This window comes from Microvirga subterranea (genome assembly GCF_003350535.1).
In the GTDB taxonomy this organism is placed as follows: domain Bacteria; phylum Pseudomonadota; class Alphaproteobacteria; order Rhizobiales; family Beijerinckiaceae; genus Microvirga; species Microvirga subterranea.
The window spans coordinates 217,733-241,677 of the sequence record NZ_QQBB01000001.1; the positions used below are offsets into that span (position 1 = coordinate 217,733).

The 23,945-nt window shown below is 68.2% G+C and carries 21 protein-coding genes, 1 tRNA gene and 1 riboswitch; of the genes, 7 read left to right on the forward strand and 15 right to left on the reverse strand.

Translation table 11 applies throughout. The annotated features are described in order from the left end of the window. Positions 1-81: 81 nt before the first annotated feature. Positions 82-1,059, forward strand: a complete 978-nt coding sequence (locus DES45_RS00955) for an amidoligase family protein (protein ID WP_114768106.1) — start codon at positions 82-84, stop codon at positions 1,057-1,059. Beyond that, on the forward strand, positions 1,056-1,751 hold the full coding sequence (locus DES45_RS00960) for a gamma-glutamyl-gamma-aminobutyrate hydrolase family protein (RefSeq protein WP_114768107.1): 696 nt from the start codon (positions 1,056-1,058) through the stop codon (positions 1,749-1,751). The genes DES45_RS00955 and DES45_RS00960 overlap by 4 nt, the downstream gene beginning before the upstream one ends. Positions 1,752-1,757: 6 nt before the next feature. Here the strand turns inward: DES45_RS00960 and DES45_RS00965 are convergent, their stop codons facing one another. Beyond that, on the reverse strand, positions 1,758-3,263 hold the full coding sequence (locus DES45_RS00965) for a response regulator (RefSeq protein ID WP_114768108.1): 1,506 nt from the start codon (positions 3,261-3,263) through the stop codon (positions 1,758-1,760). A gap of 111 nt (positions 3,264-3,374) precedes the next feature. On the opposite strand from DES45_RS00965, the gene bglX reads away from it, so the two are divergent. Continuing rightward, the gene (bglX, locus tag DES45_RS00970; protein WP_245429681.1) at positions 3,375-5,639 is read left to right on the forward strand and encodes a beta-glucosidase BglX; all 2,265 of its coding nucleotides are present in this window, start codon (positions 3,375-3,377) and stop codon (positions 5,637-5,639) included. A gap of 12 nt (positions 5,640-5,651) precedes the next feature. On the opposite strand, the gene DES45_RS00975 is transcribed toward bglX, so the two are convergent. The 6 genes from DES45_RS00975 to DES45_RS01000 all read right to left on the reverse strand — a co-directional run bounded on the left by DES45_RS00975 (position 5,652) and on the right by DES45_RS01000 (position 10,347). After that, positions 5,652-6,392: an energy-coupling factor transporter transmembrane component T family protein gene (locus DES45_RS00975; RefSeq protein WP_114768110.1), complete on the reverse strand. Its 741-nt coding sequence runs from the start codon at positions 6,390-6,392 to the stop codon at positions 5,652-5,654. Further along, positions 6,386-8,044 (reverse strand): ABC transporter ATP-binding protein, encoded by a 1,659-nt coding sequence (locus DES45_RS00980; protein ID WP_170151347.1) that lies wholly within the window; start codon positions 8,042-8,044, stop codon positions 6,386-6,388. The genes DES45_RS00975 and DES45_RS00980 overlap by 7 nt, the downstream gene beginning before the upstream one ends. Continuing rightward, a complete protein-coding gene (locus tag DES45_RS00985) occupies positions 8,037-8,621 on the reverse strand; it encodes an ECF transporter S component (RefSeq protein WP_114768112.1) in 585 nt (194 codons plus the stop codon). The genes DES45_RS00980 and DES45_RS00985 overlap by 8 nt, the downstream gene beginning before the upstream one ends. Positions 8,622-8,658: 37 nt before the next feature. Then, complete coding sequence (locus DES45_RS00990) at positions 8,659-9,267, reverse strand: YkoF family thiamine/hydroxymethylpyrimidine-binding protein (protein ID WP_114768113.1); 609 nt, start codon at positions 9,265-9,267, stop codon at positions 8,659-8,661. After that, positions 9,258-9,369, reverse strand: a riboswitch (TPP riboswitch). It overlaps the preceding gene by 10 nt. A 77-nt stretch (positions 9,370-9,446) precedes the next feature. Continuing rightward, complete coding sequence (locus DES45_RS00995; RefSeq protein WP_114768114.1) at positions 9,447-10,151, reverse strand: glutathione S-transferase N-terminal domain-containing protein; 705 nt, start codon at positions 10,149-10,151, stop codon at positions 9,447-9,449. A gap of 119 nt (positions 10,152-10,270) precedes the next feature. Further along, a tRNA-Arg gene (locus DES45_RS01000) sits at positions 10,271-10,347 on the reverse strand. Positions 10,348-10,469: 122 nt separating this feature from the next. On the opposite strand from DES45_RS01000, the gene DES45_RS01005 reads away from it, so the two are divergent. Continuing rightward, positions 10,470-11,273 carry a thermonuclease family protein gene (locus tag DES45_RS01005; protein WP_114768115.1) on the forward strand — a complete coding sequence of 268 codons (804 nt, stop codon included), beginning with the start codon at positions 10,470-10,472 and terminating at the stop codon, positions 11,271-11,273. Between the two features lie 6 nt (positions 11,274-11,279). Beyond that, positions 11,280-12,713: a M48 family metalloprotease gene (locus tag DES45_RS01010; RefSeq protein WP_114768116.1), complete on the forward strand. Its 1,434-nt coding sequence runs from the start codon at positions 11,280-11,282 to the stop codon at positions 12,711-12,713. A gap of 15 nt (positions 12,714-12,728) precedes the next feature. Here DES45_RS01010 and DES45_RS01015 read toward each other — a convergent pair whose 3' ends face one another. The 6 genes from DES45_RS01015 to DES45_RS01040 form a co-directional block, all read right to left on the reverse strand. After that, the gene (locus tag DES45_RS01015; RefSeq protein ID WP_114768117.1) at positions 12,729-13,601 is read right to left on the reverse strand and encodes an RNA polymerase factor sigma-32; all 873 of its coding nucleotides are present in this window, start codon (positions 13,599-13,601) and stop codon (positions 12,729-12,731) included. Positions 13,602-13,767: 166 nt separating this feature from the next. Continuing rightward, a complete protein-coding gene (locus DES45_RS01020) occupies positions 13,768-14,352 on the reverse strand; it encodes a CarD family transcriptional regulator (protein WP_114768118.1) in 585 nt (194 codons plus the stop codon). 356 nt (positions 14,353-14,708) lie between these two features. Beyond that, positions 14,709-15,047 carry a ferredoxin FdxA gene (gene fdxA, locus DES45_RS01025; RefSeq protein ID WP_114768119.1) on the reverse strand — a complete coding sequence of 113 codons (339 nt, stop codon included), beginning with the start codon at positions 15,045-15,047 and terminating at the stop codon, positions 14,709-14,711. A gap of 52 nt (positions 15,048-15,099) precedes the next feature. Then, entirely contained in the window at positions 15,100-15,402 is a 303-nt protein-coding gene (locus tag DES45_RS01030) for an RNA-binding S4 domain-containing protein (RefSeq protein ID WP_114768120.1), read from the reverse strand. 14 nt (positions 15,403-15,416) lie between these two features. Further along, positions 15,417-18,578, reverse strand: coding sequence for a helicase-related protein (locus DES45_RS01035; protein WP_114768121.1), 3,162 nt, complete (start codon positions 18,576-18,578; stop codon positions 15,417-15,419). A 198-nt stretch (positions 18,579-18,776) separates the two neighbouring features. Continuing rightward, on the reverse strand, positions 18,777-19,598 hold the full coding sequence (locus DES45_RS01040; protein ID WP_114768122.1) for a DUF3108 domain-containing protein: 822 nt from the start codon (positions 19,596-19,598) through the stop codon (positions 18,777-18,779). Between the two features lie 248 nt (positions 19,599-19,846). Between DES45_RS01040 and rpmB the strand changes: the two genes are divergently transcribed. Together rpmB and DES45_RS01050 are read left to right on the forward strand one after the other, a co-directional pair. Further along, positions 19,847-20,137, forward strand: coding sequence for a 50S ribosomal protein L28 (rpmB, locus tag DES45_RS01045; RefSeq protein WP_114768123.1), 291 nt, complete (start codon positions 19,847-19,849; stop codon positions 20,135-20,137). A gap of 112 nt (positions 20,138-20,249) precedes the next feature. Further along, entirely contained in the window at positions 20,250-20,873 is a 624-nt protein-coding gene (locus tag DES45_RS01050; RefSeq protein ID WP_114768124.1) for a queuosine precursor transporter, read from the forward strand. Positions 20,874-20,912: 39 nt separating this feature from the next. Here the strand turns inward: DES45_RS01050 and DES45_RS01055 are convergent, their stop codons facing one another. After that, positions 20,913-21,947, reverse strand: coding sequence for an esterase-like activity of phytase family protein (locus DES45_RS01055; protein WP_114768125.1), 1,035 nt, complete (start codon positions 21,945-21,947; stop codon positions 20,913-20,915). After that, a complete protein-coding gene (gene cobT / locus DES45_RS01060; RefSeq protein WP_114768126.1) occupies positions 21,944-23,836 on the reverse strand; it encodes a cobaltochelatase subunit CobT in 1,893 nt (630 codons plus the stop codon). The genes DES45_RS01055 and cobT overlap by 4 nt, the downstream gene beginning before the upstream one ends. Between the last annotated feature and the right edge of the window lie 109 nt (positions 23,837-23,945).

Genomic DNA, 23,945 nt, shown 5'->3' on the forward strand with positions numbered 1-23,945 from the left:
CAAGTTGCACAGCATTGCGCCCATGCGGAACTTGGCCGGGGCGCGTTTGTTCATCAGAACACGCGCGTTTCGGAGATCCTCATGGCGCAACTTGCGCTTCCCACCTCAATCGAGTTCGCCATGCCGCCCGTCCTGCACAACGGGCAGGACCGCATGCGCACGGTCGGCATCGAGGTGGAGTTCGTGGGGCCGACAGCAGAGCAGACGATTCTCGCCCTCCAGGAAAAGCTGGGAGGCCAGATCACCGAGGACGATCCCCATTCCTTCGTGTTGCAGGACTCGACGCTCGGCGACATGAGCGTCGAGCTGGACAGCCGCATCCTGCATCCCGGCAAGGGCGACAAGAGCCACGGCCGGGTTCTGCCGCGCATCGCCGCCTGGTTCGGCTTCGCGGCCCGGCATCTAGTGCCGTGCGAGCTCGTCTCGGCGCCGGTTCCGCTCGACCGGCTGCACGAGCTCGACCGGGTGCTGACGGTCCTGCGGGAGCTGGGCGCGAAGGGGACGCAGGACGGGCCGTTCTATGCCTTCGGGCTCCACTTCAACCCCGAGATCCCGCGCCAGGACGCCGAGACAGTCACGGCCTTCATGAAGAGCTTCGTGCTGCTCAATCCCTGGCTCCGCCGCGAGGTCGCGCCCGATGCCACCCGGGACCTCCTCGGCTTCGCCGACCCGTTCCCGCCCGACTACGTCCGCAAGGTCGCCTCGCCGGACTACTGGCCTGACGTCGCCACCTTCATCGACGATTACCTGGCGGCCAACCCCACCCGGAACCGGGATCTCGATCTCCTGCCCCTGCTGCATCACCTCGATGCCGCGCGGGTGCGGGCGGCGCTGCCGCACGAGAAGATCAACGGGCGCCCGACCTTCCATTACCGGCTGCCCGACGCCCGCGTGAGCGATCCCGGCTGGAGCATCGCGCCCGAATGGAACCGCTGGGTCGCGGTCGAAAGGCTCGCGGCCGACCGGGAGCGCCTCGATGCGGTCGGGGCCGCCTATCTTGCCTTCGAGGGCGAGGACAAGAGCTGGGCCAACGTGGTCGAGCAGGTCGTGCAGTCATGACCAGACCCCTGATCGGCGTCACCACCTCCCGGCGCGGCGGATGGCGGAGCTATCTCATGCACCGCCTGGCCCTGATGCGGGCGGGCGCGCGCAGCGTGCGGCTCACGCCGGGCGATCCTCTGCCGAAGGAGCCGCTGCAGGGGCTCGTCATCGGCGGAGGGGACGATATCGGGGCGGAGATCTATGGCGGGCAGGTCCTGCCGGACGTGCGGATCGATCCGGACCGGGACAAGCTAGAGCTCGGCCTGCTGCGCGCAGCGCTCCCCATGGGGCTGCCGGTGCTGGGCATCTGCCGCGGCTCCCAGATGATCAACGTGGCGCTCGGCGGCACCCTGCACACGGACATCTACGAGGTCTATGTCCAGGCGCCGAAGATGCGCACCGTCCTCCCGCGCAAGAGCGTGTCGATCATGCCGGATACGGCGCTCGACAGGATCCTGCGCTGCAATCCCTGCCAGGTGAATGCGCTCCATCACCAATCCGTCGACAGGCTCGGAGAGGGCCTGCGGATCGCCGCCCAGGACGAAATCGGCATCGTGCAGGCGGTCGAAAGCGAAACGGCGCCGTTCCTGCTCGGCGTGCAGTGGCATCCGGAGCTGCTGGTCTGGAAGAAGCCGCAGCAGCGCCTGTTCGCGGCCCTGGCTGAGGCCTCGCGAGAGGCTCATGCTCCCCTCGAGGCGGCCCTCATCTGACGCGGATCAGGACGATTGCCGGGACAGGCGCGGGAAGAGCGGCACGACGTTGCTCTCGTGCCCCGCAGGCTTCAGGTGGCGCTGGATCGCCGCATGGAGGTCGCGGCTGACGATCGGCTTCTGAAGGAGCGGATATTCCCCCTCGGCCTCGCTCACGGCCGGGTTGCCGGTGATCAGCAGCACGGGCAGGTCCGGGAAGATCTGACGGATCTCGCGGGCCAGCATGGGGCCGTTCATGGTGCCCGGCATGGAGACGTCGGTCAGGACGAGGGCCGGCCTGCGGGCCTGGAGGCTCTTCATGGCCTGCTTGGCGTTGGTCGCCACGCGGGTCACGTAGCCGGTCTCCTCGAGCATGGCCTGGAGGGCCAGCGCCACCTCGACCTCGTCGTCGACCACGAGGACCTCCGTGTCCCGGCGCACCGCCTCGCTCTCGTCGTCCGCTTCGGGCAGCGCGCCCGGCACGACCGCGGCGAGGGTCTGCGCCCGCGGCAGGTAGAGGGCGATGGCGGTTCCGGTCTCGGTGTTGCGCACCTCGGCCGCGCCGCCCAGGGGCTTCAGGAACTGCAGGCTCCGGCTCAGCCGCTGCCAGGAGGACAGGTCCATGTCCGAGAGGCTGAAGGCCTGCTCGGTGTTGATGCCGGGGCGATGGGCCGTCCCGTCGGGAGCCGCGCTGGCGATCACGAGCTTGACGAAGTCCCCTCCGAGATTGATGTCGGTGAGCGACCCCTTCGGCACCTGCACGTTGTGCGCCTCGAGGGTGATGACCCCACCCTGCTCCAGGCTGTCCCGCGCGTAGGCGCTGAGGCTGACGATAGCGGTCTCGAGCTCGTTCTGTCCCGTCTCCACAGGCCACAGGCCCTCTTCCAGCGAGAGGCGCAGCTCCACGGTGTCGCGCAAGAGCGAGCGGCTCATCAGGCCCGCGATGGAGCCGAGCCGCTCCGCGAGGTCGATCGGCTCGACCCGCGCATGGTCGCGGGCGAAGGCGGCCGAACGGGCGATCAGCTCGGCCGCCTGATCGGACGCCACCAGGGCCGACAGGAGCTTGCGCTGCAGGGCCGGCTGGTCCTTCATCTGCCGCGCCACGGAATCCACGTTGGCGCTGATCACCATGAGCTTGTTGTTGAGGTCGTGCACGATGCCGTCGCGCAGCCGCTCGAAGGCCTCGAGCTTCTGAGTCCGGCGCAGGTCCTGCTCGTCCGCCGCAGGATCGGCCTCACGGGCGGGGGCCGGCCCGGGAAACTCGGCCCCGGTCGGTGCCTGCTGGCCGGCGGGTTTCGCGAACCGGAGGTAGCGGCGATCGCGCTTCGGGTGCTGGTCGCGCAGATGCTGGGCGGTCTGCCAGGCGCCGAACAGGAAGCACCCGACGGCGACGCAGCCGAACAGGATGGCCGAGCCCAGGATCAGGTCCGCCCGCCGGCTGAACGCCGCTCCCGCCAGGGCAAGGCCCGCCAGGAACAGGATTCCGGCCGAAGCCGCGAGGGAGAATTTCAATGGAAACGGCAGGCGCTGCATCGTGCTCTTCGAACAATCGGTTGACCTGGCGCCCTCGAGACGCCACTTCCCACCCCTGTTCTGTGTAGCACGATCAAGGCCGAAACGAGATCCGGCCGCGATAAAGTTTTCGTGCCGGTTGAGGAGATGATGGTGCGGCTTTCTTGTCTTTCGGGTGTGGGACCCCTGTCCCTGGCGTGCGGATTGTTCTTCGGCGGCCTCACGGCAGCGGGTGCGCAGGCCGACGTGGAGCGCCGGGTCGAGGACCTCCTGTCCCGCATGACTCTGGAGGAGAAGCTCGGGCAGCTGAACCTGATCTCCCATGGCCCCCCGCTGCGCTGGGAGGACATCGCCGAGGGCAAGGCCGGAGCCCTGCTCAACTTCAACAGCGCCCAGGACGTGGCCCGCGCCCAGGCCCTGGCGCGCCAGTCCCGCCTGAAGATCCCGCCGATCTTCGGCCTCGACGTGCTGCACGGCTTCAGGACGCAGTTCCCGATCCCGCTCGGGGAGGCGGCTGCCTTCAACCCGGACCTGTCGCGCCTCGCCTCCGAATGGGCCGCCAAGGAGGCCTCCTACGTGGGCGTGCAATGGACCTTCGCACCCATGGCCGACCTCTCGCGCGACAGCCGCTGGGGCCGCATGGTCGAGGGCTTCGGCGAGGATCCCTATCTCGGATCGGTGCTGACGGCCGCCAGGGTGGAGGGCTTCCGCACGGGAGGCCTGGCCACCGCCACCAAGCATTTCGCCGGTTACGGCGCGCCGCAGGGCGGGCGCGACTACGACACCACGTACATTCCGCCGGCCGAGATGTACGACACCTATCTGCCGCCTTTCCGGGCGGCCGTGAAGGCGGGTTCCGTGAGCTTCATGGCGGCCTTCAACGCCCTCAACGGCACGCCCTCCACCGCGAGCCCCTGGCTTCAGACAGACGTGCTGCGCAATCAATGGGGCTTCGACGGCTTCGTCACCTCCGACTGGGCCGGCATCCATGAGCTGATCGGCCACGGGGTGGCGGCCGACGGCGCGGAAGCGGCCCGCAAGGCGATCCTGGCCGGCGTCGACATGGACATGATGGGCCAGCTCTACATCAAGCACCTCCCCGACGAGGTGCGCGCCGGCCGGGTTCCCGAGCAGGTGGTGACCGAGGCGGCGCGGCGGGTCCTGCGAACCAAGATGCGCCTGGGGCTCTTCGACCAGCCCGACATCGACCCGACCCACGTCGATTCCGTGTTCCCGTCGCCTGAATCGCGCAAGGCGGCCCGCGAAGTCGCCCAGGACACCCTGGTGCTGCTCCAGAACCGGGACAACGTGCTGCCGGTCGCGCCGGGCGTTCGCACGATCGCCGTGGTCGGACCCCTGGCCGATTCTCCGCGCGACCAGCTCGGCCCCCATGCGGCGCGCGGCCATGACTCGGACAGCGTGACGATCCTGCAGGGGCTGCGCCAGCGGGCGGAAGCCGCCGGACTCCGGGTCGAGCATGCACCCGCCTGCGACCAGTTCTGCCGCAACACGGACAAGCTCCCGGCAGCCCTGGAGGCCGCCCGCAAGTCCGATCTCGTGGTCGCGGTGTTCGGCGAACCGCAGGAGCTCTCGGGCGAGGCCGCCTCTCGCACCAACCTCGCGCTGAACGGCCGGCAGGCCGAGGTGCTGGAGGCGCTCGCCGCCACCGGCAAGCCGGTCGCCCTCGTGATCATCGGCGGCCGACCGCTGGTGCTGGGCACGCTCGCGGAGAAAATCCCGTCCATCGTCATGGCCTGGTATCCCGGCACCGAGGGCGGCACGGCGGTGGCCGACGTGCTGTTCGGCGACGCCAATCCGAGCGCGAAGCTGCCCGTGACCTGGCCCCGCGCCACCGGCCAGGTGCCGATCTACTACAACCGCCTGCCCACGGGCCGGCCGACGCTCCCCAACAACCGCTTCACGCTGCAATACATCGACGAGGCGATCACGCCGCTTTACCCGTTCGGCTGGGGCCTCAGCTACACGACATTCGCGTACAAGGACCCGGCCATCGCCGGCACGCGGCTGTCGCCCGGCGACAACCTCGACGTCTCGGTGACGGTCACCAACACGGGCACGCGCCCGGGCAAGGAGGTGGTGCAGCTCTACATGCGCGATCCGGTGGCGAGCCGCAGCCGGCCGCTGCGCCAGCTGAAGGCCTTCGAGAAGGTCGCCCTTGATGCGGGCGAATCGCGGCAGGTCAGGCTGAGGGTTCCGGTCGAGGAGCTCGGCTTCCATCTCGACGACGGCACCTACGTGGTCGAAGCCGGCGACATCGAGGTGTTCGTGGGCGGCAATTCGCTCGCTCCCTCCGTCGGCAAGGTCGTGGTCGCAGAGCCGATCCGCATCCCGCCCACGGAGCAGCGCGCCTCTGCCTCGCCGGGCGTGGTGCGCTGATCGGCCGGCGCTTCAACGGAACGCAAGAACCGCGGCGGCGCACAGGCCGAGCACGCCGAGCGCCGCCACCAGGAATATGACGTCCGCTCCCGCGAAGCCCGGTGCGTTCATCACCGTGCGCGGCCCGCGGGGCGAGAGGCCGCGCGCCTCCAGCGCGATGGCCGTGCGGCCCGCACGACGAACCGCGAAGGCGAGCAACGGAATCACGAGACCGACGATCTCGCCTGGTCCGGGCACCCGCCGGAGCCGACGTCCCGCTTTCATGGCGCGGGCAAACCGCATCTGCTGTGCCTCGGACGCGAGATCCGGCACGAGCTGCAAGGCTGCGAACAGCGAATAGCCGATCCGCGGCGGCAGCCGTGCATGGACCATCAGGGCGCGGATGAACGCCCCTGGGTCGGTGGTGAGCGTGAAGAAGGCCGAAATCATCCCGCATGCGAGGGCGCGCAGGAACAGGGTGAGCCCCGCCGACAATGCCGACGTGCTGAAGAGGGCCTCCCCAGCCATGCGGGAGGCGAACTCGCTTTCCTGCCGGAACAGCAGGCTGGTGGTCAGAAAGCCCATCCCGAACAGGCAGAACGGGACCATCAGAGCCAGCAGGAGAAGTGGCGACGTGCGGTTGAGGGCAACGAGCACGGCGGCGATCACGACGATCAGGGCGATCTGGAAGCGCGCATCGAAGACCAGGATCGATGCCGCGAGCCAGACGGCGCAGGCGACGAGCTTGCTGAGCGGATTGAGGGCCTTCAGCATGCCGCCGCCCGTCGAAGCCAGCGCATGGCCGGTGCGCAGGAGGGTTCGGCGAGGCCGGCGCGCGCGAGAAGCGGCGCATCGCTCATCAGCTCTCCGGTCGGTGCATCGGCCAGGATCGCGCCTTCGCCGACGACGATCGCACGTGGGCAGAGGCGCAGGGCGAGATCCATGTCGTGCGTGATCACCGCGATGGCGCGCCCCTTCCGGCTCAGCGCCCCCACCCTCTCCACCAGGTCCGAGGCGCTGCGGGCGTCGAGCCCGGCGGTCGGCTCGTCCAGGACGAGGAGCGGCCAGCGGTCCGATGCGGTCAGCGACGCGAGCGCCAGCCTCCGCTTCTGGCCCTGGGACAGTTCGAACGGATGCCGGTTCTCGAACCCAGCGAGATCCCACGACGCCAAGATATCGGCCACCCGAGGTGACGACCGGTCGGCGCCTGACTTCGGAAGGGCCGCCAGGATCTCGTCGCGCACCGTTCCGGCGGTGAACTGGTTTTCCGGCCGCTGGAACGCATAGCCGCCGGGCGCGCCGGTTCTCCGTCCCGATTTCAGCGGCAGCAGGCCCGACAGGCAGAGGCCGAGCGTCGACTTTCCGGCACCGTTCGCACCGAGGATGCCGACGACCTCGCCGGCGCGGATTGCCAGGTCGATTCCGCGCAGGACCGTGGGCCCGAGGAACGGCGCGCAATCGGCCTTCATGAGCCGTGCGACGACGGGCGGGTCGTGCGCGGCCGCCACGGCAGGCGCAGCACATGCCACCACGAAGGCTTTGACGGACGGCCGGGCTTTTCGGACATCGTCCTGGTTTGCCGTGTCGGGGTCCACATGCGCCAGGGCTTCCTCCACGGAGAGCGGCGCGACCGGCGGCGCCATGCCGGCCTCGGCCAGGCGCGCGTCGAGCAGGCTCGCGGCAGGACGCCAGATACCGAGCTCCGCAAGATGCTCGCGCTTCTCGCGAAAGATCGTTCGCGGTTCGCCATCGGCGATGACCGTGCCGCTGCGGTCCAGCACGACCATGCGGTCGATGGCCTGGATGAGGCCGTCGAGACGATGATCGACGATGAGGACGCTGCGGCTGCCGTCGTGCTCCGTCAGCAGCGCATGCAGGCGGTTTGCGGCCTGCGGCGCAAGATGGGCCGTGGGCTCGTCCGCGATGAACAGAGGCGGATTCTGCACCAGGGTGGCCGCGAGAGCGACAAGCTGCTTCTCGCCCCCGGACAGGCTGGACGACGGGCGACTGCGCCAGCCCTCGGGGATGCCGACGCGCTGCATCGCGTCGGCGATGCGCTCTGCGATGCCGTCCTCCGGCAGGGCCTGGTTCTCAAGCGCGAAGCCGATCTCGTCCTCCACGCGCATGCCGCAGAGCGTCTGGTCCGCATCCTGGAAGTACTGCGCCACCTCCGGCGCCCAGCCCCAGGGCTTTCGGGTCGCGACATCTGCCCCGAAGAGGCGGACGTCGCCTTCGACGACGGCCGGGATGCTCTCCGGGATGAGGCCGGTCAGGGTGAGAAGCAGCGTGGACTTTCCAGAGCCGGAGGGCCCGAGGAGGAGGACGCGCTCCCCGGGACGGACCGACAGGCTGGCAGGCCCGACCGCGGCGCTCCTGACGAAGGGGTAGCGAACCGAAACCCCACGCCATTCCGCCGCTTCAGGCAAGTGCGGAGCGCTTCTCATGATCGATGGCGAGTCCCGCGAGCGCGCCGGTCCTGTAGAGCGCCTCGACGATCAGTTGACCGAGCCATCCGCCGAGCAGAGCGCCGCTCAGGCAGCGCAGGACGAACATGGCGACGAGGATGCCGGGCTGAAGCGAGCCGTAATCGAAGCGGATCCACGTATACGCGAAGGAGAAGAGCGCGGCGCCGATGCCCGCCGCCATCAGCACCGGCAGGGAGTAGTTGCGCCACCGGGTTGTAGCGAAGACGAGCTCCGCGCCCGCACCCTGAACCGCGCCGGTCACGAGGAGCAGAAGGCCCGCCGGGCTGCCGAGAAGGATCTGCACGCCTGCGGTCAGCACTTCCGCCGCGAACGCGACGCCGGGCTTGCGGACGATGGCGGCGGCCACGATGGAGGCGACGAACCAGAAGCCCATCACCACGTCCATCGTCAGCGAACCGAAGACCGCCTGGGCGATCAGCCAGACCTGCACCCAGCCGAGATAGAGAACGCCGAAAACGGCGCCGAGAACGGTGACGATGAGGGTCTCCCTCAATGTCCAGCCACGGGTGTCGGACATGTATGCCTCCATGATGAGGAGTTGCGATCGGAAAAGGTCAGAGAGCGGTCGGGCTATTGGCCGAAACCTTGAGATCGAGGGCGACATGGCCCTGGGGTGCGCCGAAGCGCAGGAAGGCTTCGCTCAGCGTTGCGAAGACGGGACCGGCATCGCCGCGCAGCTTGGTGCAGAAGTTCTTCGACCGGTCGAAGACGCCGGATTTCTTCAGGAATTCGATGCAGCCGTAGATCTCGTCCATGTGGTGGCCGCTGCCGAGCGGATAGAGCGAGAACTGGGCGGCGACGATCCGGCCGGTGCGGGGCGCAGCCTCGACATGCGCGACGGCCGCAGCCACTCGCTCCTCGAGCGGTCGATCATGCCTGGAATCGGCAATGGGCGTGCAGATCGGATCGTCCGGTTCGCCGGGACAGCCGCGAGAGACGGTGGCGGCCAGTACGCAGTGAACGCCGCGACCGGCGGCCGCCACGAAGAGATCGCGCATGGCCGGGAAGAGCTGATCGGGCGGGCCCACGATCAGCGTCGAGACGTCGTCGGTCTCGATCCGGAAATTGGGTCGATAGGGATCGAGCGCGCCGATGGCGCTGAGGATAATGCCGACGAAATCGTCGGACATGGGATAAAGGGAAACCTGTGCGCCGGAAAACATCGTGTCCTCGCTCCGCTGGCATTACCCAGATCAGCTTGAGGGTCCGACGGCTTCGCGCCGTCATCTCAGCCCCGGCAATACGGAGCACCCCTGTCGATGCGGAAATCTCTAGCACCTCTCCATAGGTCAACGCAACAGCACCCGGCGCGCATCGCGCCGGGCGTTGTCGATCATCCTCGTCACGTGCGGCTCGGGATCTTGAGCCCGCGCTGCACCGCCGGGCGGGCAAGGCCGCGTTCGAGCCAGGCCGGCACATGGGTGAGGCTGTCGAACGCCACCAGCTCGCGTGCCTCGTAGAAGCCGATCAGGTTGCGCACCCAACCGAGCATCGAGATGTCCGCGATCGTGTATTCGTCGCCCATGATCCATTCGCGGTCGGCGAGACGTCCTTCGATCACGCCGAGCAGGCGCTGCGACTCCGCGCGGAAGCGTTCGAGCGGACGCTTGTCCTCGATCTCGCGGCCGGCGAACTTGTGGAAGAAGCCCACCTGCCCGAACATCGGCCCCATGGCGGCCGTCTGGAAGATCAGCCACTGGAGGGTCTCGTAGCGCCGCGCCGGATCCGACGGCAGCAGCTTGCCGGTCTTCTCCGCCAGATAGAGCAGGATCGCACTCGATTCGAACAGCGCGAGGGGCGTGCCGCCCGGCCCGTCCGGATCGAGGATCGCCGGGATCTTACCGTTCGGGTTCAGCGACAGGAATTCCGGCGTCCAGCTCTCGTTCTTGCCGATGTCGACCAGGTGCGGCTCATAGGGCAGTCCGGTCTCCTCGAGCATGATCGACACCTTGACCCCGTTCGGGGTCGGCAGGGAGTAGAGTTGGAGCCGGTCCGGATGCTGCGCGGGCCAGCGGGTCGTGATCGGAAAGGCCGAGAGGTCGGGCATGGATCGTCCTGCCATGGGATGAGGAATGGCACTCTGGCCCGCGGGGCCCAAGAGCGCAACCGGCCGAGCAGCACCGGCGCGCCTGCGCGGGGCATGGATCCGAGGAGAAAGCAGAAAGCTGGCGATCCCGGGAAGACTCGAACTTCCGACCTTCGGTTTAGGAAACCGCTGCTCTGTCCTGCTGAGCTACGGGACCGCTCGGAGTGAGGAGTATCATATTTCGCCGGGAGGTAAATGGGTGACGGAGCCGCGTCTCTCGACCGGGCATGGCGGTTTGCGTCTTTATGGCTATGCTTCCGGCTCCGGAGGGCCTGGGCGATGGGACATGGGGGCGCGGTCTGGCTGGCTTTCATCTTGATGATCATGCCGGCAGCCGGCCAGGAGGGGCCGCGCCCGCCGGCGCCGTGCACCGGTGCGACGGCCATGGGGGCCGACCGGCTCCGGGAGGTCACGCCCGAGGGTGACCTCGTACTCGAGACGGCGGGGCGGGCGAGGCTCGCCGGTGTGCGCCTTCCGGACGATGGCTCGCTCCGAGCCGAAGCCTTCGCGCTGCTGCGATCGGCGGCCGGTCGTCCGGTCGTCGTGGAGGGGCGGCCGGAGCGCGACCGCTGGTCCCGGATTCCGGTCGTGATTCGCCCCGACGAGCCCTCCCCCTCGGCCGATTTCGCCTACGCTCTCGTCGAGGCCGGGCTCGCCGTCGTCGACCCTGCCTCCTCCATCCCCTTCTGCCGCACGGATTTGCTGCTCTTGGAGCAGGAGGCGCGAAAGCGAAGCCTTGGTGTCTGGGGGGATGACCGGTATAAGCCAATCGAGGCCGGAGACGCCGAACGCCTGCGGACCTCGGTCGGCAGGTTCGTTCTGGTGGAAGGACGCGTCCGCAGCATTGGCGAGCGGTCACAGCGAGTTTATTTGAATTTTGGGGAGCATTGGGCAGAGGATTTCACGATCGTCATACCAAGGCAAACATGGAAGCTGATGGGGGAGCGCGGCCTCGACGCGGCGGCGCTGAAAGGGCAACGGATCCGGGCCCGAGGCATTTTGGAGCCTTGGCAAGGAACGTCCCTCACTCTTCTCATGCCTGAGATGATCGAACGCCTCGCAGGCTCACGCCTGCCACGCTGAGAGAGCATGAGCGAAACACGTCACTCCATCGGGTCTCGAATCGTCGGCAGCGTCCTTCTCGCGTCCCTGCTGTCGGGCTGCGCCGCCCTCGGTCTCGGAACGGCCTCCCTGCCGCCCGACGCCCCGCGGGTGCTCGGCCCCGACCGGGGCCGCGACCGCGACCACGAGCGCCTCGTCGCCGCCTTCGGGGGCGAGATCCGGGCTCCCCAGGCGCAGCGCCTGCTGACCGAAATCACCAACCGCCTCGTCATGGCGACCGACAGGCCCGACGAGTCGTACCAGGTCACGATCCTCAACTCCCCGCTGGTGAACGCCTTCGCGCTGCCGAACGGGCGCCTCTACGTCACCCGCGGCCTGCTGGCTCTTGCCAACGACAGCTCCGAGGTGGCGGCGGTGCTCTCGCACGAGATCGCCCACGTCACCTTGCGTCATGCCTCCCAGCGCAACGAGCTCCAGGCCCGCTCGGCCCTGATCAAGCGGGTGACCGAGAACGTGCTGAACGACGCCGAGCAGGCGGCCGTGGTGCAGGACCAGGCCCGCTCCTCGCTGGCGAGCTTCTCGCGCTCGCAGGAGCTCGAGGCCGACCAGACCGGCGTCAAGGTGCTGGCCCGGGCCGGGTTCGACCCCTATGGGGCTCCGCGCTTCCTCACGGCCCTGGACAAGGCCTCCAGCGGCCCCAGGACGGACGGCGCCGAGATGACGGCCTCCCATCCCAGCACGGGCGAACGGGTCTCGCGGGCCCTGCAGGCGGCACGCCGCGCCGCGGCGCCGGGCACCGAGGACCGGGGTCGGCTCGCCTATATGTCGATCATCGACGGCATCCCTTATGGGGACGATCCGGCCGACGGCGTGGTGAAGGGCCGCCGCTTCAGCCATGCGCGCCTCGGCGTCGCCTTCGAGGCCCCCGAAGGTTTCACTCTGGAGAACACGTCCCAAGCGGTTCTCGGCTCATCCGCCGACGGCGGACGGCGGCTCCTGTTCGACGCGGCCGACACCCCCAACGGCCAGAGCCTGGAAGAGGTGCTGCGCTCGACCTGGAGCGACACGATCGAGCCCGGCAGCCTGGAGACCACCACCGTCAACGGATTGCCCGTCGCCACGGCCACGTCCATCGGGAAGGAATGGTCGTTCCGCCTTTCGGCCATCCGGATCGGCAACACGACCTACCGGCTGATCATGGCGGTGCGCAGCGGCTCCGGGGATCTGGAGAGCATGTTCCAGCGCACCCTCGCGACGGTGCGGCAGGTCCAGCCGGACGAGGCGCGCCGGATCCGGCCGCTCAAGCTTCAGGTGGTGACAGCGCAGGAAGGCGACACGCCGCAGCGCCTCGCCGAGCGCATGCCGATCGACCGGGCGCTCGACCGCTTCCTGCTGCTCAACGGTCTGGAACGGAACGCCCCCTTGAAGGTCGGGGAGCGCTACAAGATCGTGGTGGAATAGGCGGCTACGAGCCGCCTACACGAATGCTCCCGAAGCCTGAGGGTACTTCTCCATCAGGGCGCGCTTGAGCTTTTCCAGGGCGCGGTTCTCGATCTGGCGCACGCGCTCCTTGGAGATGCCGAGCCGGTCGCCGAGGAATTCGAGAGTCACTTGCTCCTCGTCCAGCCGGCGCGCGCGCAGGATGCGCAATTCACGCTCGTTGAGGACCTCGAGGGCCTGCTTGAGCCAGAGGACCCGGCGCTCCGTGTCGATCACGTCGCTGACGCTCTCGTCCGGCAGGGGGCTGTTGTCCACGAGGAATTCGACACGCTCGGCCGAGTTCGACGAGTCCGCATCGAGGACCGGGGCATTGAGGGAGGTGTCCGGCGCCGAGAGGCGGGCGTCCATGAGGGCTACGTCGGCGCTGGAGACGCCGATCGCTTCGGCGATCTTCGCATGCACGTCCGATGCAATCCGCTCCTCGCCGCCGCGGGTCAGGCGGGCGCGCAGGCGCCGCAGGTTGAAGAAAAGCGCCTTCTGGGCGGAACTCGTGCCGCCGCGGACGATTGACCAGTTGCGAAGGATATAGTCCTGAACCGAGGCGCGGATCCACCAGGTCGCATAGGTCGAGAAGCGCACTTCGCGTTCCGGCTCGAAGCGGGCGGCGGCCTCGAGAAGCCCCACATGGCCTTCCTGGACCAGATCCGCCATCGGCAGACCGTAGTGACGGAACCGGGCCGCCAGCGCGATCACGAGACGCATGTGCGCGGCCGTCAATTGGTGAAGCGCAGTCTCGTCCCGTTGTTCTTTCCAGCGCACGGCAAGCAGATGCTCTTCTTCCCTTTCGAGAAAAGGAGCATTCATGGCGGCGCGAACGAACCGGCGACGAACCCCTGAGATTTCTCCCATCGTGTCCTCCCTTGGCAGAGACACAACGAGCGACGCCGGAAAAAGTTCAGCCGGGGACTGCTAAGTTCGCAAAAATAGATTCGAGCCCGTTGATGACAAGGCCCTGATTAAGAAAAAAGCCCGGCGCAGGGCCGGGCTTTTTTGAAGGAATTCCGATGGCCCGGGATCAGGCGGCCTCTTCCTGGAGGTCCTCGCCGTCCGTCTCGCCTTCCCCATCGGCACCCTTGGCGCGGCGCGGCGACTTGGCGAGGCTCTGCTCGATGAGCTTCAGGGCTTCCGTGTCGGTGATCTTGTTGACGGCCGCGATCTCGCGAACCACCCGGTCGAGGGCGGACTCGTAGAGCTGGCGCTCGCTGTAGGACTGCTCTGGCTGGGCCTCGGAGCGGTACAGGTCGCGCACGACCTCGGTCACGGCGATCAGGTCGCCGGAATTGATCTTGGCTTCATATTCCTGCGCGCGGCGCGACCACATGGTGCGCTTGATGCGGGCGCGACCGGTCAGAACGTCCAGGGCCTTCTGCACCAGCGCCGGCTCGGCGAGCTTGCGCATGCCCACGCTCGAGGCTTTCGCGGTCGGAACGCGCAGGACCATCTTGTCCTTGTCGAAGGAGACCACGAAAAGCTCGAGTTTAAAGCCCGCGATTTCCTGCTCTTCCACGGCGGTGATGCGGCCGACGCCGTGAGCGGGATAGACGATAGCTTCGCCGGCTTTGAAACCCAGGCGCTGGGTGGACTTCTTGGCGGTCGTCATGCGAGAGAGGCCTCCTTGCATGGTCCTCGCGGGAAGCGAGGGCGCTTTGGATTCCATCGGGCAGGGCCCCGGAGGAACAAAATGAACAGTGACGGAACTTGACTGTTCCGCTCGACTCCCTGATTAAGTCAGTAGCTAGCAAACGCCCACAACCCATGACATAAGGCAGTTGCCTAACCTTAAGTCATCGGTTGCATGTCATTGTTTCATCGTGTGATCAGCCTACCTGCGAGGTCGGCGCACGGAACGGGCGCATGCGACGGCATTGACGAGACCCTATCACAGTCGCGCCCGAAAAGCAAAAATATTTCAGAAATCAATGTTAAGAAGGTGAAATCCTGCTCAAGCTCGCAGGATCAATCACCCTCGCCCGGGTTGGGGGTGAAGAACTTCTCGTACTTGCCGGGCACGCCGTCGAACTCCTTGGCGTCCGGCGGAGCATCCTTCTTCTGCGTGATGTTCGGCCAGCTGCGCGCCATGTCGGCATTGAGCTTCAGCCACTGCTCGAGCCCCGGCTCGGCATCGGGCTTGATGGCCTCGGCCGGGCATTCGGGCTCGCACACGCCGCAGTCGATGCACTCGTCGGGATGGATGACGAGCATGTTCTCGCCCTCGTAGAAACAGTCGACCGGACAGACTTCGACGCAGTCCATGTATTTGCACTTGATGCAATTTTCCGTGACGACGTAGGTCATGAACGGTCCTTTGAGAGGGTCGGTTCTAAAAACAAAAAGGCCTAAAGTCGCTCTAGCGACTGTCGTCGCCGCTGACAAGCGTCTCCACCCCCGGCTCGAGGCTCATGTAGAGCAGCCTTGCTTCCGGCGCAGGGCCCCGGCGTTCGCCGAGCGCCTCGACGCGGACCACGAGGGTGGACCGGGCGAGCGCCAGCGTGATCACGTCACCCACCGCGATGGCCTTGGCGGCATTCTCGGCGCGCTGTCCGTTGACCCTGACGAAGCCGCTCGCGACGAGCTTCGCCGCGAGCGTGCGGGACTTCGCGAAGCGCGCGAACCAGAGCCACTTGTCGAGCCGCTGCCGGTCCTCACGCATCGCAGGTCATCGCCTCACTTCTTGCTGTCCTCGAGCTGGGCCTTGAGGGCCATGAGCTTGGCGAAGGGCGAGTTCGGATCGGGCTGCTTCTCGCGCCGCTCGTGACCGCCGTCGCGGCGGCCTTCGTGGCGCTTGTCCGGGCGGGGGCCGCGACGCTCGTCGTGGCGTCCCGGACGGGGTCCGCGGTCCTGCTGCGGACGGCCGCCCTCTCCCTGCGCCTCGCGACGGTGGTCGGGCCGGCGATCCGGACGGGGCCCCTGGCGGTTGGGGCGCTCGCCCGCCTCGCCCTGAGCCTCGCCGCGGGGACGGCGGTCCTGGCGCTCGCCTCGGTGGGGACGGCCGCGGCCGTGACGGGCCTGCCCGCCCTCGTGGTGACGCCGACCCTGGCGCCAGACCTCGATCGTCTCGGGCTCCGCCGGAGCCTCATCGGAAGAAACCTCTGCTGCTGCCTCCTGACCCTCCGCCGGAGCGGCGCCCTCGTGCGCGACCTCCACGGCCTCGTTGACCGTGGCGGTGCCTTCGGGCGCCTCCGCGGCCACGGCCCCGACCTCCTGGGTCAGGACGGGCGCCTCGGGAGCCGCGCCGGCAGGCGCCTCCGAAGCAGCCTCGGCCTCAACGGGAGCGGCCTCGCCGGGTTCGGAATCCGCGGCCGGAGCCTCGGGCGCCGGAGCCGCCGCCTCCGTCGGAGCGGCGGCCGCGAGCGGCACCGTGATGGCCGGGCCTGGACGGCGATCGGCCACGTAGCCGAGCGACTTGAGGATCATGGCGAAATCCTCGCCGGCGCAGCCGACGAGCGACGTCATGGCGACCGTGGGGACGAAGCCCTCCCCGTCGGCGGCGCCGGCAGGCGGCTCGCCGGGGGTCACGCCCGGACGGTAGGTGATGGCGGGACGGATCAGGTCTGCGAGGCGCTCCAGGATGTCGACGCGCACGGCCCTGCCGCCGCAGACCCGGAAGCCGGCGGCGCGGTAGAGGCCGGAGGCGATCTCGGCATCGACCGGGATCGAGGTGCGTCCCGACTGGGCCAGATGGGCGATCTCGTCGATGCCCTTCTGGTCGAGGCCGCCGTTCTGCAGCGCCCAGAGCTGCGCCGCGAGGGTGCGAGGCGCGGGCTTCAGTAGGGCCGGGAGATAGAGGTGATAGGCGCCAAAGCGGACGCCGGCCTTGCGCAGGGCCGCGCGGGCATCCTGATCGAGGCTGCGCACGTCGTTGAGGACCTTGGAGCGCTCGAGCACGCCCAGCGACTCGCCGATCTGGAACGCGATACCGCGGGCGAGCCCCGCGAGCTCCTGGCTTTCCTCGAGCTGCATCAGCGGGCCGAGCAGGCGCACGATGTAGGCCTTGAGCCAGGCGCGCAGGCGGCTCTCCACCTTGTCGCGGGCGGGACCCGTCAGCTGCTCGTCCGAGAGGATGCGCAGGCGCGGCTCGAAGAGCTTGTCGCCAGGCTCCAGCTTGGCGACCGGATCGCCCATCCACCGGATGGTGCCGTCGTTCGAGAGCACGAGGGAGGCGTCCGGCGTCTCGGCGAAGCGGTCGGCCCGCGCCTCGATCTCGCCGGCCAGCGCCTTGCTGGCTGCATTCCGCAGGGTCTTGGCCTCCGCCGTATCGGCCTGAGGGTCGGGCACGAAATGGAATCCGTGCAGGTGGCCGATGTGCTGACCCTCGACAGTGACGTCGCCGGTGGTCGTAATTTCCGCTTCGAGCATCGTGTTCTCTCTCAAGCGCCGCATGAGAACGCTGGTTCGCCTGTCGACAAAGCGCTGGGCGAGACGTTCATGGAGCGCGTCCGATAGCTTGTCCTCTACCTGACGCGCAACACCCTGCCAATGCTCCGGGTCCTTCAACCAGTCGGGACGGTTAGCGACGAAGGACCAGGTCCGGACCTGGGCGATCCGGTTGGACAGGGTGTCGATGTCGCCATCCGTGCGGTCCATAGCCGATAAATGGCGGGAAAACCAATCCGCCGGGACCGCTCCGTCCTTCATGAGGAAACGATAGAGCTGCCCGACCAGATCCGCATGGGTCTGCGGGGACACTTTTCTGTAATCGGGCACCTGGCAGACCTGCCACAGCCGCTCCACGGCCACCTTGGACCGCCCGAAAGCCTGGATGTCGTCGTCCCGGGCCAGCACCTCCAGGGCCGCCACGTCCTCGCCCATGGGCGCCCTGACGAGCCCGTATTCCCGCGGCTGCTCGGCGAGGGAGTCGCGCAGGCGCCCCAGGGACGAGAAGTCGAGGTCCGGGTTGCGCCATTGCAGGATGCGCAGGGGGTCGAAGGTGTGGTTTTCCAGGGCCTCGACGGTTTCCGCATCGAACGATGGGCAGCGGCCCGTCGTCCCGAAGGTGCCGTCGCGCATGTGGCGGCCGGCGCGGCCGGCGATCTGGGCCAGCTCCGGGTTGTAGAGCTTCCGGAAGCGGAAGCCGTCGTATTTCTTGTCGGACGCGAAGGCGACGTGATCGACGTCGAGATTGAGGCCCATCCCGACCGCGTCGGTCGCCACGAGATATTCCACGTCGCCGGACTGGTAGAGCTCCACCTGGGCGTTGCGGGTCCGGGGCGAGAGGGCGCCGAGAACCACGGCCGCGCCGCCGCGCTGGCGCCGGATCAGCTCGGCGATGGCGTAGACCTCCTCGGCCGAGAAGGCCACGATGGCCGAGCGCCGGGGCAGGCGCGAGACCTTCTTCTCGCCCGCGAAGGTGAGCTTCGACAGGCGCGGCCGGGTGATCACGTGCACGCCCGGGATCAGCGCCTCGATCAGTGGCCGCATGGTGTTGGACCCGATGAGCAGGGTCTCCTCGCGCCCGCGCTGGTTCAGGAGCCGGTCCGTGAAGACGTGCCCCCGGTCGAGGTCGCTCGCGAGCTGGATCTCGTCCACGGCCACGAAGGCGAGATCGAGGTCCCGGGGCATGGCCTCGACGGTGGAGATCCAGTAGCGCGGCCGATCGGGCTTGATCTTCTCCTCGCCGGTCACCAGGGCGACGTTGTGGACGCCGGCCTTCTCGACGACCCGCTGGTAGACCTCCCGCGCGAGCAGGCGTAGGGGCAGGCCGATCATGCCGCTCTCGTGCCCGAGCATGCGCTCGATGGCGAGATGGGTCTTGCCGGTATTGGTGGGCCCGAGCACGGCCGTGACGCCGCGCGCGCGGATTTGCGGGGGAAGGGAACGGCGGGGCATGCCTGGGTACGACAGTGCGGGTGGGTCCCGAATAAACACGCGAGAGGCGACCCGATCGTTTGCAGGCTCAGGCCGCCGTCTCAGAACGCAGCCCGACCCATGGGCCCAACTGCAGGCTGACCCCTTATATGGTGTTTCATTCCGAGATCGCCAGCGGAGAAGCGGATTCTTCCTGCTGAAAACACAAGCTTTCCGGGCTCAGGGCCGAGCCGCGGTCGGAATGATCTTGGCGTCGCCCTCGACCGAGAAGCTCGCCGCCTCGACCACGCTCATGCCGATCATGGTGCGCACGGCGACGCGGACCGGGAACAGCAGGCGCTGCCCCTCGACGGGGGCGAGCCAGACCGACATGTCCTTGTTGTCCTCCATGAACTTCGTGGAGGGCCGCAGGGCGCGGTGGCCGGAAATCGGCACGTAGCGGGCGTTGCAGACCAGGACCGGGCCCGAATAGCCCGGCAGGGCGGCCGTCTTGGTCTCCGCATAGGAGAGGACCACGTTGAAGCGCGCGGCGCCGTCGAAGACCGGGATGGTGCGGTTGCAGTTGGCCGCGTCGGTCAGGCTGCCCGAGGCGACGGCCGGCATCAGGAGGGCGCTCACGGGATCGATGACGCCCTTCTTGTGGTCCTCCTTGACCGGCACCCGGTCCGCCTTCTCCTCGATGGGCGGCACGATCTCCACCGCCGCCACGTTGCCGCCCGTCAGGCCCATGCGGACCGTCCGCTGGTCGCTGGACGAGCGGGAGGTCACCGCGAAGGAGCTCGGCTGCGGCTGCGGCCCCACAATGGTGCCGGACGCCGTGGCGGCCCCCTTGCCTCCGGTGAGCATCTTGGCCAGGCCCGACAGCTTCACGCCGGCCTGCATCTTGTACTTCGAGCCGTCGAAGGTCGAGGCGAGGTCGGCCTTCCCGAGGGAGAGGCCCATCAGGGTGACGTCGTATTCGGCCTTGAGGGTCTGCGCCTGGCCGGGCGCGGCGCTCGCGGCTAAGGCCAAGGTCGTGAGAACGGAGGCGATGAGGCGCATAGGGCTTTCCTGGAAGCTGTCCCGGAGATCTTTTTAGGTTTCATCTCACGGGAATCAGCTTATATCGTGACGACGTTGCTGCAAAAAATCGAGATGCGACACCCTGCTATTCTTGACGCGGGGGAGCGTTTCGGCCTATAGGCACGCACTCTTCCAAGGACTTCTGGTGTCCGGCCGCGCGGGATCTGCGTTGAAGCAAACCCGCGAAACTCAAGGTCGAGACCCCTCGATACGATAGGATTGAAACCATGTCGCGCCGTTGCGAACTGACCGGCAAGGCCGTGCTGAGTGGCCATCTGGTGAGCCACTCGAACCGCAAGACGAAGCGGAAGTTCCTGCCGAACCTCTGCAACGTCACGCTCGTTTCCGACACGCTGCAGCGCTCCGTGCGCCTGCGCGTTTCCGCCCATGCGCTCCGCTCGGTCGAGCATCGCGGCGGTCTCGACGCCTTCCTGGCCAAGGCCAAGGCTGACGAGCTGTCGTCGGGCGCTCTCACGATCAAGCGCGAGATCGAGAAGAAGCTCGCCGCTGCGAGCTAAGCTCGGTCTCTCTCGAGACAATTTTGCATTCGGGCGGCCTCGCAGCCGCCCGTTTTGCGTTGGATCGGCCCTGAGCTCGGCCGATCCTGGCCGGCAGGGGAATGGAGCAACCATGACCGCATTCGACCGTCGCGATTTCCTGATCGCCCTCGCGGGAATGACCCTGGTCGTGCTCGCCTCGAACATCCTGGTCCAGTACCCGTTCCACCACATGGGACTAGGCGACTACCTGACCTGGGGCGCCTTCACCTATCCGTTCTCCTTCCTGGTCACGGACCTGTCGAACCGCCGTTTCGGGCCGCAGGGTGCCCGCCGCGTCGTCTACGCCGGCTTCGTCCTGGCCGTCGTCCTGTCGGTGATCCTGGCCACGCCCCGCATCGCCATGGCGTCGGGCATGGCGTTCCTGACCGCGCAGCTTCTCGACATCCGGATCTTCGCCAGCCTGCGCCGCAAGGCCTGGTGGCTGCCCCCCTTCGTGTCCTCGGTGATCTCGTCCGCCCTCGACACGGCGATCTTCTTCTCGTTCGCGTTCTACTGCGGCCCCCTGCCCGGCTTCGGCCTGACCGTCAGCGACGGGTTCGCGGCCTTCGGCCTGGCGGACGAGTGCGTGGCGCTGCCCTGGGTCAGCCTGGCGGTCGCCGACTACAGCGTGAAGCTGGCGCTGGCCGCCTTGTCGATCGCCCCCTACGGGGCCATCCTGACCCTCATGCGCTCCCGGTCCCGGCAGGCCGCCTGAGCAGGCCCTCGGAGGTCAGCCGGAAAGGACGCGACGGCATCACCCGGCGAGGGAAAACTCGAGCAGGATCGTGCGCTGGAACGGACTGAAATTGTCGTCGGAGATCAGGGTCAGGACGGTGTCCGGGCCCTCCCGGTGGACCGACAGGCCCTCCATGATGTCGATCTGCTGCGTGGCGTCGCTCTCGTAGAGGACCGGGCCGTCGACCAGCGCGCCCGGCCGGACGGCACGTCCGTCGATGCACCGCAGGCGAATGGAAAAGCCGCCGAGGAGCGAGAAACGTCGGTCGAGCAGCAGGAGATGACCGTCCGGCAGGAAGGCGAGGTCGGCGATCTCGTAATCGTCCGACCGGGCGACGTAGAACGTGCCGCGATGCCGGCCCGTGAGGATGAAGCCCTTCGTGGGCGTCGCGCTTCCGCGCTCGTCCCGCTCCGCAACCGCCACCAGGGAGCCGGCGAGCGCCGACCCGCGCGGCGCAACCGCCATGGCTTCGAGCCCGCGGTTGTTCGGGAGGTCCTTGACCTCCTCCGGGACCGGAATGGGGCGCCCGCGCACCAGGAGGCCGGCCGGATCCCAATCGAACCGGATCACGTCCTGGCTGCGCTCGACGCCGATGAAGGCGGTCCGGCCCGCGATGGCCAGGCTTTCCGTGTCGAAGAAGCGCGACTTGGCGAGGGGCTTGCCGGTTTCGAGCAGCAGCGGCGCCAGGACGGTGTCGCCAAGCCCGGAGAGGCGCCCTTCGGACGTCTCGACCCGGGCGCGCAGCCAATGGGCGTTGTCCGAGACGGCGACAAGTCTTTCGCCATCGGCCGAGCGCCACAGGGCCGAGAAGCCGCCGAAGCCCGACACGGGGGATTTCAGCACCAAGCCGGACCGGAACAGGAGGCTCCCGAATCTTGTCCGGTCCGGATCGGACACGGACAGGCGATCGATGGGAACCGCCGTGACCGACACGGCCGTGTCCTGCGCGAGCGGCCGGGGCCGGGGGACGAGGACGTCGGTGAAGCCGCCCGCGAGGGTTGCCGTTGCGAGTGCGCCGCCGCCGATCAGGAACGATCGCCGGCTGAGCCTCACGCGACCGCCCTGCGCCGCGGCGCCCGCGACACCGGGGGCGGGTTCTCCTCGAAGAGTTCCGCGAGCTTCTCGGTCATCACTCCGCCGAGCTCCTCCGCGTCCACGATGGTGACGGCGCGGCGGTAGTAGCGGGTCACGTCATGACCGATGCCGATGGCGATGAGCTCCACGGGCGAGCGGGTCTCGATCTCGTCGATGATGAAGCGCAGGTGGCGCTCGAGATAATTGCCCGGATTGACCGACAGGGTCGAGTCGTCGACCGGCGCGCCGTCGGAGATCACCATCAGGATGCGGCGCTGCTCGGGACGTCCGAGCAGGCGCTTGTGCGCCCAGTCGAGCGCCTCGCCGTCGATGTTCTCCTTGAGCAGCCCCTCGCGCATCATCAGGCCGAGATTCTTGCGGGCCCGGCGCCAGGGCGCGTCCGCCGACTTGTAGACGATGTGGCGCAGGTCGTTGAGCCGGCCCGGATTGGCGGGCTTGCCGCTCTGGAGCCAGGACTCGCGCGCCTGGCCGCCCTTCCAGGCCCGGGTCGTGAAGCCGAGGATCTCGACCTTCACGCCGCAGCGCTCGAGCGTCCGGGCCAGGATGTCGGCGCAGGTCGCCGCCACCGTGATGGGACGGCCGCGCATGGAGCCGGAATTGTCCAGGAGCAGGGTCACCACCGTGTCGCGGAAGTTCGTGTCCTGCTCCTGCTTGAAGCTCAGGGGCTGGAACGGGTCCATGACCACGCGCGGCAGGCGCGCCGGATCGAGGGTGCCCTCCTCGAGGTCGAACTCCCAGGACCGGTTCTGCTGCGCCATCAGGCGGCGCTGCAGCCGGTTCGCGAGACGCCCGACCACCCCCTGCAGGTGCGCGAGCTGCTTGTCGAGATAGGCGCGCAGGCGCGTCAGCTCGTCCGAGTCGCAGAGGTCCTCCGCATGGATGACCTCGTCGAACTTGGTCGTGAAGGGCTTGTAGTCGGGACCGCGGGCCTCGTTGTGCCGGGACGGCGGACGCCAGGATTCGGCCGCATCCTCGGAATCGGCCTCGTCGGCCTCCTCGGGCAGCTCGCCGGAAGGCCCATCCGCGTCTTCGGTGGCGCCGTCCTCCATTTCGTCGCTGGCGTCCTCGCTGACCTCGACCTCGGCCCGGTCTCCTTGCGATTCCTGCTCCGACTCGCCCTCGCCCTGCTGCTGGTCCTGGTCGGATTCGTTCTCCTCCTCGTTCTCATCGTCCTCGGGGTTGAGGGCGGCCTCGTCGGCCATGTCGAGGGAGGCGAGCAGGTCGCGGATCGAGCGCGCGAAATCGCGCTGGCTTTCGATGTTCTTGAGCAGGCCGTCGAGGTCGCGGCCGGCGCGGTCCTCGACGAAGTCGCGCCAGAGCTCCACGATCTTGGCGGCCGCCGCCGGCGGCCTCTCGCCCGTGAGGCGCTCGCGCACCATGAGGGCGACCGCATCCTCGAGCGGCGCATCGGCCCGGTCGGTGATGTCCTCGTACTTGCCGCCGCGATGGTAGCGGTCTTCGAGCATCGCCGTGATGTTGGACGCGACGCCCCTCATGCGGCGCGAGCCGATGGACTCGACGCGAGCCTGCTCGACCGCGTCGAACACGGCGCGGGCGGCCTGCCCCTCGGGAGCGAGGCGGCGGTGCAGGGTGGCGTCGTGGCAGGCGAGCCGCAGGGCCATGGCGTCCGCATTGCCGCGCAGGATCGCCACGTCGTGCGAGGTAAGCCGCCGCGGCGGCTCCGGCAGGCGGGCCTTGTCGCCCATGAGGGCCGGCCGGTCGGACGCGAAGGTCACCTCGAGGTCCGGCTTGCGGGCGATGGCCTTCATGGCACCGGCGATGGAGCGCTTCAGCGGCTCCGCCGGCGCTTCCTTCTTCTCACCTGGCTTGCGGTTCGAGATGGACATCTCATTCCTTTACCCGTCATCCCGGCCGAAAGCGTAGCGACGAGCCGGGATCGCCTCAACCAGCGAAGCTCCCATACGATCCCGGATCGCGCCCCGCGGGCGCGTCCGG